The sequence below is a fragment of the Planctopirus sp. SH287 genome (assembly GCF_056500625.1).
Genome location: NZ_CM151403.1, coordinates 2,187,840 through 2,201,882, shown reverse-complemented (window position 1 = coordinate 2,201,882; position 14,043 = coordinate 2,187,840). Strand labels below are relative to the sequence as shown.

The window sequence follows — 14,043 nt, the reverse complement described above, 5'->3', positions numbered from 1 at the left end:
AACAATCTCCGATTGTGTTCATTGCAATCTTTATTGATCGTCAAAATCGTTAAAGTCCAAACCGATGTTTGATCAGCTCAGGTTAACAGGCATGGGCCTTGTCTTCGTTTTTGTCGACAAACTTTCATAGGTCTCTCTCCGGGCGAAGTGTCAAGCAAGTCTGACCGAATTCCTGACGAGATTCCCCGTTGTGTGTCAACCTTAGCTGTGTGGGCGAAAATATTGGGAACGCTCATGACCTTATCCCAAATCTCCCTGATGGCTGCGGCTCACCCAGAGCGTGCGAGGTTGACCTATCGCGCGCCGGCGTACGGGATCATTTGCCTGGTATTTGGGTTGGGAACAATAGGGTGTGCGACATCGAAGTCACTCTCTGCCATTTCGCGCCCTCCGGTGGGCACATCAGAAGAAGTGGCTGATTCCCCGAAATTGGCTGCCTCAGATACTCTGAGGCGGCTTTCGATTGTGTATGTTGCCCACATGCCTGACGGGGGAGCATTTATCAATCATGAACCCATTCATCAGGCCAGTCGTACTGAAGACTCCGGGAAAGGGTTTCCTCAAGACAAACCGGCAGATGACCTGGAAGGCAACCATTGGGCTGTCGCAAAGCTTCAAGTGATCTATCCGCATCCTGATGGACGTAAGGATTGCGGGCGGGCCACTGTGGAACTGCGACCGATGGATTGCGGTCGTCAATGCGATAAGCACAGTCTTTTGGAAGTTCGTGCCGACCGGATGGAATCACGCCGCACACGCTATTCGACCTGGATGAGCCGCTGGTTCTGGAAAGTGGTGCCTGCTTCCGAAGAACTCCCGGCTAATTCAGTGGCCACTTTGGATTTAAGCCTGGAACAAATTCAAAAGTTGTCTTTGGAAATGGATCGCCGGGGATACTTCCGCTGGAACTCTGACAGTCAGGGGCCTGCTCAACTTGAGATTCTGATGAACCAACGGCGAGTCTCGCAGAGCTGTGAGTATGACTCACTTTTGGATGATTTGGTCGCCGAGGTCTGGTCGCGAGGGCATCAGGAAGTTGCCCAGCAACGCAAAGATCAGCAGGAACTGCAACTCACCTCATTCCAGGTTCCTTAAGTCGCAGGAATTGCGGCATTCAGCAAAATGCTGGGTTTCAACTGTGATGGTTGCAACGAAGTTTCCTGTTCTTTCGGGGGGATGACCGCCGATACTCCGGTGTGTCGCAATAGAGCACCATCAGGTGTGTTAAGCCAGCGACATTCCATCGTTTGAATTTGAATAGGGCGCATGCCTCGCTAACACAAAAACACCACGTCGAGGGGACAGGTGAGGAATCAATGGTTGTGGGGACTACCAGAGATTCTGACGTGCAGCGGGACAGGCGATTTTCCAGAGTGGCTGCCATTGATTGCAGCCGAGAGTGACATGCTGCTTGAATGACAGGCAGATTAGACGGAGCTTGATCATGTCTCGTTCTTGGTTGATTCACGGACTGCTGGCAGCCTGCCTGCTGGGTTTCATGTCGACAACCGCCAGTGCTGCTGGTGAAGGCCAGCCAACTGACTGGAATCGATTTTACTATTATCCGTATGTGTATTACCCACATAACTTCCAGGCACCGGTCGAGTACAATCACATGTACTACCGATATCCTCAGGAACGACAGATCCCTGTCTACCGCAAGGATTGGCACAACTTTTATCCGACCGCACGCCCTTACCACATGGGGCATCATTTCGTGCTGGACGTGTTTTAGGATGACGGCTCCAGCCTGTCGGGTCTGTTAATGCTTCCTCCGCGATGGCTCGCTTCTGCAGCGTGCTGCGGCAGATTATAAAAAGCTTCTCTGATCAGAGTTCGCTCTTGATCAGAGAAGCTTTTCTCGTTTTCTCTGGGCCTGGCCCTGAAATCATTTCGTCAATCTATGACCAGTTTTCATCTGCCAGTCACAAGGAGAGGACACTGGTGCCGTGTCACGGCTTTATCTTGGGGTTGAACATGTAGTCACGTCCTCCGTTGTCGGACTTGACTACATGTTCAACCCCGATTTTCAACTTTGACAATGCACTGGTCAAACACTGGTGATGGCAAGGCGGCTTTGAAGGAATCAATCATTTGTTTGTAGTGACTGTCTGGGCAGTGGTATCAATTTGGCTTCCCGCTTAGACTCACGTGACGCCGCCAAAGATTCTGCCTCGGGGGAACCGCGATTTGTCCGGTACTCGTTGACACGAATTCAAGCTCACGGTGCTGGCGTTACCCTAAATGCAGAAAATGGTGATGAAATGGAAGTGGTCGACATTCTCTCTCGCTGGACACATGTGGGAACCGCCATCGTGATTGTCGGGGGGAGCGTGTTTCTCCGTTTTGTCGTGCTCCCTGCTGCTTCAAAACTTCCTGATGAACAGCATCAGGCCCTCCGCGCTGCGATCATCGCGCGTTGGAAAATGTTCATTCATCTGGGGATCCTGCTGTTCCTTGTCAGTGGATTCTACAATTACTTTCAGGCCATGCCGAAGCATAAAGGTCAGCCACTCTACCACGCCTTGATTGGGACAAAAATCCTGCTGGCGTTAGGAGTCTTTGGCCTTTCATCAATCCTTGTCGGACGGTCTCAACTCGCGAATAAAATGCGGGGAAACAGTCGATTATGGCTGGGGCTGACCATTGCCATTTCTGCGGTGATTGTGGGAATCTCGGGTTTTGTCAAAGTCGCGATCCCTGCCAGGCCACCCGCTGTATCGGCGCCGGCCGTGATTGCGCCGACCCCAACAGCCAGCACGAATGCAGCACTTTAGCGCTGCATTCGCTTTACGGCAACAACCGACTTCTGCCCATGGGGCAAATCGCCGTTAGAGCATGCTCATGTGCCGACTGGTTCATCGATCAGGCGATTGTTGTTTGGGCTAAAGTCCAGGTGGAGTCCGTCGAAAGCGTGCGGATTATCAAAGGGTTGACGGGCGCGGATCAGAGTCTCCCGCATTTCGACGCCATTCTGGACGAAGCAGGGGTGTCTCCCAAACGTTTCCAGAGAAATTTCAACAAAACCAGCCTTTTGTATCGCGCTGAGCAAATCTTCTCTGATGGGAACGTGTTTGACCAAACTTGCCGGGCCGGGAAGGTTCAGCGCTTCTGATGGCAAGAACTTGTCTGCGGTCAGAGCATGAATCACCAACTCTCCTGTTGGCGCCAGTTGGTTCCTGGCGATCGTCAGCCACTGTTCCATTGATGCTTCCGCATTGGCCTCGTTGAAAGTGCCGCGGAGCTTCATTGACTGATAAACCACGCCAGGTTCAGGGCGTCCCTGCATTCCCAGAAAGTGCTCGAACGTCTTGAGGGAATCCGTTGTTGTGCCTTCTGGGGAGCTATTAGCAAGCTGCTCTTTAGAACGGCTGCAGCAGTTCATGACGATGGGAGGAATGTCTGCCAGCTGCAGCTTGGCAGAATGTGGCTGAACCTCTGCCGATGGATGAGCCGTTGTTTTGACGAGTGGGATTTGTCCCACGCCGCGATGAGCGATGTCCTCTTCCAGTACGTAAAATTCCCACATGTTGCCGTCGGGATCATTGATCCAGAACTTGGTTTGTTTGGAGTAGCAGCATTCGACCCCTTCCTCGCGCTGTGTGGGGAAACCGGCCATTTCCAGGCGGCGTTGCGCTTCGACGAGTTGTTCAGAAGACGAAAAGCGAAACCCCGCATGGTTCAGTGAACCTCGCCCTGTGGGAGGCATCGGTTCCAGCGAGAGTACCAGTGGAGGGTCATTCACCTCAAACTTCGCGTAGTCTCCCCGGCACTTTGCTGGTGGCTGACCCAGCAGGTTGCGAAAGAATTCGACCGAACGATCCAAGTCACTGACATTGAGAGAAAGATGAAATCGATTGACCGTGCCCGCCATCATGCCACCTCTAAAATTTGTTGATTAACGGTGTCTCGATAATCGCAAACCCCAGTTAATCGTTTCTTACCTGTGTGCCCGAACAGGAACAGAAACAATCATTGCCCACAGAGAGATGGCCAGGGCAATCATTGCTAACAGCATAAACCTATAGGTATATTTACTCAAATGGAAGCAGTTTTTTTGAAAAAAAACGGATTAACGGTAAATGCCAGATCGGTGCTTTTCTGTGCCATGGTTTGGATCGAGCCTCAGTAAAGTGACCAAAAACGCTTTCTCCATGTGGTGAAGACACTTACGGTGATAAGATTTCCTGAAACTGACATTCTGAAGACCAGTAACATCAAGTGCTATTGTGTGTTATGAAACAGATAAGCCTACATGCGACGGCCGTCAGGGATACGGCATAAATTCGGAAGAATTTTAGTAGAGAAGCAGTCCGAGTGGTTCCCGCCGACGGGAGCAATCTCTGTGTGCACCCAGCCAATTCCGACTTATTAATAATCACCAATGACCTCGCCACCATGGCGTGAGACTAGCGATTCATAGACGGTGTAGCCGATGTTCTCCGAAATGAATCGAACGGTTCCATCGCCCAGCAAATGATGCGCACCGCCGGTATGCAAGCTTGAAGGCCCCCATCGTTGTTCAACGGGTTGGTAAAGAGCGGCGAAGTCGTCAAAGTACATGTCTTTGTTAATTGAAGAAGAGAGGCCAGCAAGGTCAGGTCTAGCAATATCAACCCATCGCGCTATGACAGCGGCAGAACTTCCATCGATCCAGGTTGTTGCCAGTTCATCTCGCGTTTCAGCAACCATGATCGTGTTGGAACTACCGTCAGTAATATCGCGGAACGAGGTTTTTGATGCGGGATAAATGATCCCTTCGGGGGCAGTCCCTGGTTGCCCCGAAAGGCTCATCACCGTTTTTCCTGCCATAGCGACGTAATTACCGATCGCGAATTTGTCCGTTGCAGATAGCGTAAGATAAACAGAGTCGTCACCATCGGTATCTTTGCCATCACTGAAGCTGCGGCCGTTATAGCTGGGGCAACGATACGCGGGCAGAACGCTTCGAGCTGCGGTGCGGTTCTGAGTGGCGAGAGAGGAAAAATTATAGTTGATCGAGTTATACAGGCTGCCCTGATCAATATATGGGAGAATCAGGCTGCTAAAGCTGTGAAGGTGAAAATCCGGGGCATTGGCCGATGCTGCCGCGTATGTCCATGGCCCCACCGCCTGACTGGGCTTGCTGGTACTGCTGGGCGGGAATACCCGATGGGTGCTCTCGTAATTATGTAATGCCAAACCGATCTGCTTCAGGTTGTTCTTGCACTGAGTCCGGCGGGCAGCTTCGCGTGCTTGTTGGACTGCGGGAAGTAGCAGTGCGATGAGAATGGCGATGATCGCGATCACGACCAGCAATTCGATCAAAGTGAATCCGTGGCGGGAAACTGGTGCAGTGGTGCGGCAGGAAGCGGTGGGCATCGGGGCAGGCTCCAGAGGGGCGACAATCTAACGATGGTTAGAGTGTTGCCTGATGGAAACCCAAATTCAACCCCCTCACGTATAAGTTTTACGCAGAAGCGGGCTGGAACTCACCATTCCTACCGGGTGATGTTAGAAACGGAAGCCTCGCTGTGGGCCACGCTGTGTGAGTGTCAGGATCTCTGGCCCGGTTTCCGTCATCAGGATTTGATGCTCAAACTGGGCGGAAAGAGCCAGATCGACGGTTCGCACCGTCCAGCCATCAAGGCTATCGATGAAAGTCCGGTAAGTACCGGCATTGAGCATCGGCTCGATCGTGAAAGACATGCCCGGCTCTATGACATCCTGCGGAGGATTGAGCCGGGGCACATAATGAGGAATTCCCGGCTCCTGATGAAAATCCTGGCCGATCCCGTGTCCCTGGTATTCGCGCACAATTTCATAGGGCCTGTCGCGGACAAAACGTTCAATCGCCCGCCCGATGTCCGTGACTTTGCCAAAGGGAGCAATCCCATCGATGCCGGCGAACATCGAATCGAAGGTTGTTTGAACCAGTTCGCGCGTGCTATCGGTCACATCACCAATCAGGAATGTTTCTGATTGATCGCCATACCAGCCATCGACCACGCTGGTCAGGTCAATGTTGACAATATCTCCGTCACGAAGTGGCCTGTCGTTGGGAATTCCATGACACACGACTTCGTTCACACTGGCGCAGATCGATGCAGGATACCCCTTGTAACCCTTTGTGGCACAGGTATGCCCGTGGTCGTGCGTATATTCTTCGACCAGTCGATCTAATTGCAATGTGGTCACGCCGGCCTTGACGTGATCGCGGATAAAATCCATCACCTGAGCATTGAAGCGGCCGGCACGCCTGAGGCAATCCCGCTCTTCCAGGCTGTAGATGGGAGACTTACGACGGACTTTTCGGCGGAGCGGTGCCTGCATCGTATGCTGAGTTCGTTAGAGAAAGGGATCGGTTGGCTGGCCGGTGCAGCAATATCACCTGAAAGAGTGTTGCTCGCCTGCTCGCAATTGGCAAGTGCTGTTCGTATTCTCGCTGGGAAGCATTCTTTTTTGTCAAAGTCGCTCACTCGCTTGTTGGCCTGTTTTTGTGAGTCTTCGCTTCTCAATTTGACAGGTTAAGCCATGGCCTGTGGGCGAGCTTGTCAGGACGAAGTGGTCTTATTACGAATCGCAACTTGAAATAGCGCGTTGATGATCTCAAAAACATGCTTGCGCAAAGCCGCAAGCATGGCACGCAGATCGCTGTTTCAAATTGAAATGCGTATGACCGCTGGCTAAGAAACAGAATGACTTGTCTTCGGATCAAATTTGCCTGAATGAAAGTTCCTCGTGCCGAAACTTCTGGGTAATCATAATCGTTCCTGGATCTGGGGGCGCCACCTCGTCATTTCGATGCTTCAGGCGGGAAAATGGCTCCCTCTTGAGGTGCATTTCGATTCACACCGGTTTTCTCCCTATGACGAACTTCCCGTAATCTCCGGTCAGAATATTGCTAGCCAAGGCGTGGCCTCCACCGCGACGCTTCAGCAAGCCTGTGAGGAGTCTGGTGCGAAATTGGTGGCGTCCACAGCCAGTGAATTGTCCCGCACCTGCCGGGCAGAAGATCATCAGGGGCTGTGCGCCCGGATGCTGGAATTCCCGTATACATCGTTTGATGAGCTTTGCCGCGCCGATAAAACTCAGCGGCTGGTGATGCTGGATGGCATCCAGGACAGTTTTAACCTGGGGGCGATTATCCGCAGTGCAGAAGCTTTGGGGTTTCGTGGAATCATCCTGGGTTCTAAAGGACAAGCAGGGATCAATAGCCAGGCGGCTCGCAGTTCTGCCGGCGCGGTCAACTGGTTGCCGATCAGTCGTGTGGACAACCTGATTGAAGCCGCAGGCCAATTGACATTGGCGGGATTTTCCCTGTTGGCTGCCACCGAGAAAAGCGACGTGTCGCTCTGGGATCTATCTCTTCCCCCTCGGATTGCTGTCGTGATTGGAAACGAAGGCCAAGGGGTTTCTCCTGAATTACTGGCTTGTTGTGACTTAAAAGCGGCCATTCCCATGCAGGGAATCACCTCGTCTCTGAATGCCGCTGTGGCTGCTGGAATCGTTCTGGCAGAAGTGGGGCGACAAACGGAACGACACGTCACGATCGCATGATGGTTCCTGATCACTCGCTGGTGAATTCCCGGTGTGATAATCTCCAGGGTGTTAATCTGCTGTTATTGTCTTGAAAATATGCCTTCTTTTCTGGAATGTCTGCGTGCCGATCACCCTGCGAAATCCTCATAGCGTTCTGGCGGCACTCGAGCACCGTGCTCATGATGTTCTGGAAATTGTTGTCTCAGCCAATCCTTCGCCGGGATGGGGCGAAGTGCTGGATCAGGCGCGTGTTCACCAAATCCCCGTGAAAACGGCTCTTCCTCAAGCACCACGCGACCGAACCGAAAAATCCGAGCGACAAAGTGGTTCGGCTGCAACCGTGCGGGAACGGACTCCTGTGACGGTTGAGCAATTGTTTTCGATGTCGCCGCCTGGGCCGATTGAAGGAGAACTTTCTCGAACCAACCCCCATGGAATCTGGTTGGCGCTCGATTGTCTTCAAGACCCACACAATGTGGGCGCGGTGTTTCGTGCGGCGGCGTTTTTCGGGGCCAGGGGCGTGATCGTGACCCGTGACCGTTCTGCGCCCCTCACGGGAACGGCGTACGATGTTTCAGCGGGCGGAATGGAGACGCTCCCTTTTGCTCAACCGCCCAATCTGGCACGAGCACTGGAGCTTGCGAAAAAGGCGGGGGTTTGGGTTCTTGGAACTTCCGAACACGCTGATCAGCCACTTTCACGAATCAAAGCCGATCGGCCCTGGCTGATTGTGGTTGGTAACGAAGAGGGGGGACTTCGCCGTTTAACACTCGAACTCTGTGACGAAGTGTGCGCGATTCCCCAATTGGGGCCAGTGGGATCACTCAACGTTTCCGTCGCGACCGGTATTCTGCTCTACGCATTGAATCATTAACCCCCTTGCGGGGTTTGGGCCTATCGGCCGGGACGTGGGCGAAGGCCCGCAGGCTCGTTGGCCTGCTCCCCTTGCGGGGCCCTTGCGGGCTTCGTGGCGGCGTATGAGGGTCGGTTGTTGATCTACGTTTGGGGCTTACGCCGCCAGGGTGATGGTTGTGGAGGGGTTAATTTTTAGTCTTTGGTGAAGGTCAGTCGTGTATAAAGATACGGGGCGAGTTGGTGCACTGCGCTGGCGATTCATGCCCCCGACGTAACTGAACTTCACAGGCAGTCTAAAAAATGACATGGTTTGAATCTCTCACGGGATTTCGTGAGGAATCACCCGAACAAGTTCGATCTCAGCTTGTTTTGAACGGGAACCAATTGTCTTCCAAGGCTAATGGGAAGAAATGGTCTTGCGGTGAGTTTCAAACACCAACGCTTTCCGAACTCCGACAGCGTGTCAGTCTGATTCCTCGCGCTTCAAAGACGACCTGCGTCCGCGAGCAGGTCGCCAATGTGCAGGATCTTCACAATGATCGTTTAAATGCAGGTGCGATGTTTCAGGTGGCATCACAATTCAACCTTCTTGAAATGATTTCACCGCATGTGACACCAGAAAAGGGTGTCGGTATTTATGGAAATGACCTGACTCAAGGCCCAGCCTGTGCAATTGCTGCCGGGCCAGGAACGATCTATCGCAACTATTTCGCTGAAGTGATGGGGCAGGTAGGCCAGACATCGATAAATCAAATCGACTGCCTAAGTGGGATCGGTGAGCGACTTGGCAACACACAGCAGCGTTTGTGGTCAATGAAAAACGGCTATGCTCTCCCATCTGGGAATGGTCTGAATCTCATCAATCAACAATTAAGTGAGCTTAATGAGCAGGAAACAGATGATCTGAGAGGTTTGTTGAGAATTGGATTACAGATCGATACACAAGTCACACGGAATCCTTCATTAGATAATCCATTGCAGGTTGTTTCTCAGGCCTATTGCTCTGCTATGCCTGTTTCGTACAGTAGCTATTCCTCCGAATCATGGGCTTCATTTGCCACAGTGGTTCTCGAAGCAGCTTATGAAGCCACCATCTGTGCCGCGATCGAAAACACTTATCATACAGGAAATAATAAGCTCTATTTGACACTCCTGGGTGGCGGTGCTTTCGGTAACGAAATTGGTTGGATTTTGGGAGCGATAGAACGGGCCATCCGAATGTCCCGGGATTGTGGACTTGATATCACTATTGTCAGCCACCGCTCATCAAATCCCGCTGTACTGAATTTTTGCCACAAGTTGAATCAATCCATAGATCGAGGAATTGAGTTGTGAAGGCAGTCGTCATGTTGTGATCACTCGGCATCCTTGCCGAACGATACCCAAGCACGCTTCTTTATTGAGAATACCCACTGGAAATCCCTCTCCCGGCACTACATGCCACCCTTTCCTCCGCGGGCGAGGGTCAAATTTCCAATGTTCTCAAAATAGTCGTGGGGGACGTTTGGTTTACTGGCATCTCATGAGAATGCACCACGTTCAAGATGGCTGTGTAATAGACATTTCAAAAATATTACGTTTCGCCGAAAGCTCAGGCACCATCGGGAATTTCTGGCTCCACGAGGTGAGCCAACGCCATTAATGACTCCTGCCATCCCAGGTAGCACATCTCAGATGGAATGACCTCTGGAATTCCCTCCTGAACGATTGTCAGTTCTGTTCCACAAAGCACCGGCTTCAAGGAAACAGTCACATTCATTTCTCCTGGAAGATTCGGGTCATCAAAGCGGTCGACGTATCGAAGACGCTCATTTGGCACCAACTCCACATAGGATCCACCAAACGAGTGCTCAGATCCTGTGCTGAAATTCCTGAATGACATGCGGTAGACCCCGCCAACGCGAAGATCCATCTCATGAACCTTGCCAATAAACCCATTGGGCGGCACCCACTTCACCCAGGCATCAGGTTCGGTGAACGCGCGGTAAACTCGTTCAGGGGGAGCTTTCAGAACGCGGTGGAGACGGACAGTTCCCGTATTGCCAGACATGATTACAGCTCCTGATCAGTGTTGTTAAGTGATTTTGTAAGTGTTGCTGAAGGTGGCCGGATTGATTTTTGAAAATGGCCCGCCAACCCGTGCAAGGCCTTTAGAAGCTATCCGAAAGCGCTTAAATCGTTCTTTGATTGAGGGATCTCTATAAGTCCTTCTCCCTGAGGGAGAAGGTGGCCGCAGGCCGGATGAGAGAATTGGTCATGGCTTTGGAAACACGGCTGGTTCATCGGCCCCCTCACCCCAACCCTCTCCCTCGAGGGAGAGGGAGCCTTCCCGGAAAGATTCATAATTCTGTGAAAATTATAATTGAAAGCGTACCGCTAATCCTCCAGTGTCTCCAGAAATCCCATCATTTCTCCGGCAGCGTGGGAATCCCCGACCCGCTGAGCGGCTGTGATGCCCGCAGAACAGGCTTCTCTTGCGGTCGCGGTCTCACCGATCTCGGCCAGAACCTGCGCCTTCTGGAAATAGGCCGCCACATAATTGGGGTCATCGGCCACTAAAGCATCAAGTGACTGTAAACCTTCGTCAGTGCTTCCCCCCTTGATCAACTCGAGGGCGAGTGCGTACCGTAGAAAGCCATCTTGAGGATCTTCCTGCAACATTTGCCGTAATCGCTCTAAACGCGACATCAATACCCCTTTCAATAATCTCAACAGTATTAACAGTCCCAATGAACGTATTGCCGGTAGACCGGCGGTTATTGCCGTTTTGGTGCCCTGGGACATGGTTTCGCCGTCTCTGTGGAGTGCCTCTGCACTCATTCTCTCGATATGGACACGGAATTCAGCTGATTGCGAAGCGCTGGTCGCTAAACCTTTCCCCATTTCACGTGTACCGACTTGGCAATCTGTACGCCATGAAAGAAGGGGATTTCAACCTCGCCGCGCAGGTGGTCGATGCCAACGCAGCGGAGCCATGGAGGATTGCTCCCGTAAACACGATGGATCGTGGCAACCCGAGACGTTCGACTAAAATCGCTGCCCTGCGGCCCACGAGTGATCTTCCCCATGACTAAATGGCTCATCACGCCAGCAATCTACGGAGTCCTGTGCCTGACAGCATCGCTGGTCAGTGCGTCCGAACTTCGTGAAACACCCGCTGTTCGAGCTTACAAACTGGCTTCGGCCTCTGTTGTGAATATTCACACAGAGAAGTCGGCCCAGGAGCGCGACTCAGTCTTTGCCTCAAGTCGTGGTCGCAAGATCAACGGCATGGGGACAGGCATTGTCATCGACGAACGCGGTTATGTCGTCACCAACCACCATGTGGTGGCAGAGGTGGAACTGATTCGCGCCACATTTGAAGATGGTAGCGATTACGATGCCCGTGTTGTTGCTGTCGATAAAGAACAAGATCTGGCCGTGATCAAGGTTGATGGCTCGCGTCCTTTCAAAGTGGCAGCCTTTGGGACATCCAGCGACATCTTCCTGGCTGAGCGTGTTCTCGCCATCGGAAACGCCTATGGTTACCGCCACACGGTGACTGAAGGGATCGTCAGTGCACTGGGACGTGATGTCGAAGTCAACGAGACGCAGTCCTATCGTAATTTGATTCAGACTGATGCCAGTATCAATCCTGGCAACAGTGGTGGCCCGCTGATCAATATGGATGGAGACGTCATCGGCGTCAATGTGGCCATTCGGGCTGGTGCTCAACGAATTGGCTTCGCCATCCCGATTGATGATGCCCGGAAAGTGGTGGCACGCCTGATTTCTGTTGAACAAATGGGTGTGGCCTATCACGGTGCGATTCTTCGCGACCTGAAAACCCCGACACAAAAGCTGCTCGTTGTTGAAAACGTGCTGACCGATAGCCCCGCTCAACGGGCCGGTCTCAAGGCTGGCGATGTGGTTCTTAAAGCGGGGATTCTTGAAACAGCCGATGCGGTTGACTTCGAGCGATCACTGTTAGGCCGCAAGCCTGGCGAAGCACTGGATCTGGTTGTTCGCCGCAATGACCATGATGAAAAGCTGTCGTTCTCTCTGGGACAGGCGAGTATCTCGCTGGTACAGAATCAGGTCTCACGTACAATTGCTGCGGGGCAGATTGGTGAAGCCGAAGCTCAACGATTCTGGCAGGTTCTGGGTCTGAAGCTCGCCCCCATCATTCCTGAGCAGAAACAATTGACCGGCACCCGTTACCGTGGTGGATTGCGGGTGGTCGATGTTCGTCCAGAAAGTCCAGCGGCTTCCAACGGCATCATCAAGGGCGACATTCTTGTAGGTTTGCACGACTGGGAAACCTTATCGGTTGAGAACGTGACCTGGATTGTCAACAAGTCGAATGAGATCAAGCTGAATCCAATCAAGTTTTATATTGTTCGAGGCCAGGAAACACTCTTCGGGCACCTTCAGACCGCCAGCCGTTAGTGGTACGACCACTTTGTCCTGACAGGTTGTGGAACTCGTCCGCAGGCTCGCTGGCCTGCTCATTACCCTCTGCTGAACCTGTCAAACTCGGAATTGAAGCTCTACCAGACGACCCAGGTTTGATAGCGACCTGATTTGAATAGATACCGCATCCCCGCCCTGTATTCAGGCTCCGGGGAATGCGGTATTTTCTTTTTTGATTCTGAAATCAGGAGTCGTGACCGGTTTCTCTTCATCTCAATGAGTGATGCTACGCCATGTCGACCACCCGACCTGAATTTGCGCTGATTGATCGCATTCGAGAAGCTGCCGGCAATTCACCCCGTGTCCTGTTGGGGATCGGGGATGATGCGGCTGGCCTGGAATGCCGGGATGACAGAGAAACGCTGGTGGCGACCGATATGCTGCTGGACGGCGTACATTTTGTTGCCGCAGAATGTGGCCCTTATCTGGCAGGTCGAAAAGCGCTAGCGGTTAATCTGAGTGATCTCGCAGCCATGGGCGGCAGAGGAGTGGCGACGTTTGTCTCTCTGGCGCTTCCCCGTTCGTACTCCGCAAGTTGGGCGGATGAACTGATGCGCGGGGTGATTGAACTGGCTGACGAATTCCATTGTCCTGTCGCCGGTGGAGATACCAACAGCTGGGATGGCCCACTGGTGATTAACGTGGCCGTTGTGGGTGAAACTCTCCTGGCGCAGTCCATCCGCCGCGGTGGCGCACGGGTGGGTGATGTGATTGCTGTGACAGGGGCTTTGGGTGGTTCCATACATGGTCGCCATCTGCATTTCTCCCCCCGTTTGGAAGAAGCCACGGAACTGATTCGCAAGGCTGTCCCCAATGCCATGATCGATTTGAGTGACGGTCTTTCATCGGATCTCCAGCATATTACCGAATCCAGCGGTGTGGGGGCGCGGCTGATGGCATTTGCCATTCCCGTTCATCAGGATGTCCTGAATTTCCCGGGAATTGATGCCGGTGATCGCACCGCGATGCTAACACATGCGTTGAATGATGGAGAAGATTTTGAACTCTTGATGACGCTGTCTCCTTCCGCCTGGAATGAACTGCGGCAGAACTGGAATCATTCCACACCTTTAACGGAAATTGGTGTCATTACTCCGGGCCAAGGTTGCACCCTGGTGGATAACTCGGGAGAGTCAGTCACACTGGCAGCCGGAGGTTACGTGCACCGCTTTGGCTGAGTGAAAGGTTCTTGTGGTTTCTGGTGGGATTGCCCCG

General features: G+C 52.6%; 13 protein-coding genes. 8 read left to right on the top strand and 5 right to left on the bottom strand.

What is annotated here, in order from left to right; genetic code table 11:
- Window positions 1-234 precede the first annotated feature (234 nt).
- The 3 genes from SH287x_RS08420 (at window position 235) to SH287x_RS08410 (ending at window position 2,777) form a co-directional block, all read left to right on the top strand.
- Window positions 235-1,095, top strand: a complete 861-nt coding sequence (locus SH287x_RS08420; protein ID WP_479518252.1) for a hypothetical protein — start codon at window positions 235-237, stop codon at window positions 1,093-1,095.
- A gap of 349 nt (window positions 1,096-1,444) precedes the next feature.
- Window positions 1,445-1,735: a hypothetical protein gene (locus SH287x_RS08415; protein ID WP_479518251.1), complete on the top strand. Its 291-nt coding sequence runs from the start codon at window positions 1,445-1,447 to the stop codon at window positions 1,733-1,735.
- 529 nt (window positions 1,736-2,264) lie between these two features.
- Window positions 2,265-2,777 carry a hypothetical protein gene (locus SH287x_RS08410; protein WP_479518250.1) on the top strand — a complete coding sequence of 171 codons (513 nt, stop codon included), beginning with the start codon at window positions 2,265-2,267 and terminating at the stop codon, window positions 2,775-2,777.
- Between the two features lie 65 nt (window positions 2,778-2,842).
- Here the strand turns inward: SH287x_RS08410 and SH287x_RS08405 are convergent, their stop codons facing one another.
- From SH287x_RS08405 to map, 3 genes are all read right to left on the bottom strand, one after another.
- Window positions 2,843-3,877, bottom strand: coding sequence for an ArsI/CadI family heavy metal resistance metalloenzyme (locus SH287x_RS08405; RefSeq protein ID WP_479518248.1), 1,035 nt, complete (start codon window positions 3,875-3,877; stop codon window positions 2,843-2,845).
- A gap of 494 nt (window positions 3,878-4,371) precedes the next feature.
- Complete coding sequence (locus SH287x_RS08400) at window positions 4,372-5,361, bottom strand: DUF1559 domain-containing protein (protein WP_479518246.1); 990 nt, start codon at window positions 5,359-5,361, stop codon at window positions 4,372-4,374.
- A 132-nt stretch (window positions 5,362-5,493) separates the two neighbouring features.
- Window positions 5,494-6,312 carry a type I methionyl aminopeptidase gene (map, locus tag SH287x_RS08395; protein WP_479518244.1) on the bottom strand — a complete coding sequence of 273 codons (819 nt, stop codon included), beginning with the start codon at window positions 6,310-6,312 and terminating at the stop codon, window positions 5,494-5,496.
- Between the two features lie 408 nt (window positions 6,313-6,720).
- Here map and SH287x_RS08390 point away from each other — a divergent pair, with 408 nt between their 5' ends.
- The 3 genes from SH287x_RS08390 to SH287x_RS08380 all read left to right on the top strand — a co-directional run bounded on the left by SH287x_RS08390 (window position 6,721) and on the right by SH287x_RS08380 (window position 9,711).
- Window positions 6,721-7,539 (top strand): TrmH family RNA methyltransferase, encoded by an 819-nt coding sequence (locus tag SH287x_RS08390; protein ID WP_479518242.1) that lies wholly within the window; start codon window positions 6,721-6,723, stop codon window positions 7,537-7,539.
- 103 nt (window positions 7,540-7,642) lie between these two features.
- Window positions 7,643-8,395: a TrmH family RNA methyltransferase gene (locus tag SH287x_RS08385; RefSeq protein ID WP_479518240.1), complete on the top strand. Its 753-nt coding sequence runs from the start codon at window positions 7,643-7,645 to the stop codon at window positions 8,393-8,395.
- A gap of 500 nt (window positions 8,396-8,895) precedes the next feature.
- Complete coding sequence (locus SH287x_RS08380; protein WP_479518238.1) at window positions 8,896-9,711, top strand: hypothetical protein; 816 nt, start codon at window positions 8,896-8,898, stop codon at window positions 9,709-9,711.
- Window positions 9,712-9,967: 256 nt separating this feature from the next.
- Here the strand turns inward: SH287x_RS08380 and SH287x_RS08375 are convergent, their stop codons facing one another.
- On the bottom strand, window positions 9,968-10,426 hold the full coding sequence (locus tag SH287x_RS08375) for an SRPBCC family protein (protein ID WP_479518236.1): 459 nt from the start codon (window positions 10,424-10,426) through the stop codon (window positions 9,968-9,970).
- A gap of 326 nt (window positions 10,427-10,752) precedes the next feature.
- Entirely contained in the window at window positions 10,753-11,064 is a 312-nt protein-coding gene (locus SH287x_RS08370; RefSeq protein WP_479518234.1) for a tetratricopeptide repeat protein, read from the bottom strand.
- Between the two features lie 378 nt (window positions 11,065-11,442).
- Between SH287x_RS08370 and SH287x_RS08365 the strand changes: the two genes are divergently transcribed.
- Both SH287x_RS08365 and SH287x_RS08360 read left to right on the top strand, forming a co-directional pair.
- Window positions 11,443-12,804, top strand: a complete 1,362-nt coding sequence (locus SH287x_RS08365) for a trypsin-like peptidase domain-containing protein (RefSeq protein WP_479518232.1) — start codon at window positions 11,443-11,445, stop codon at window positions 12,802-12,804.
- Between the two features lie 257 nt (window positions 12,805-13,061).
- Window positions 13,062-14,006 carry a thiamine-phosphate kinase gene (locus SH287x_RS08360; RefSeq protein ID WP_479518230.1) on the top strand — a complete coding sequence of 315 codons (945 nt, stop codon included), beginning with the start codon at window positions 13,062-13,064 and terminating at the stop codon, window positions 14,004-14,006.
- Window positions 14,007-14,043: the final 37 nt, after the last annotated feature.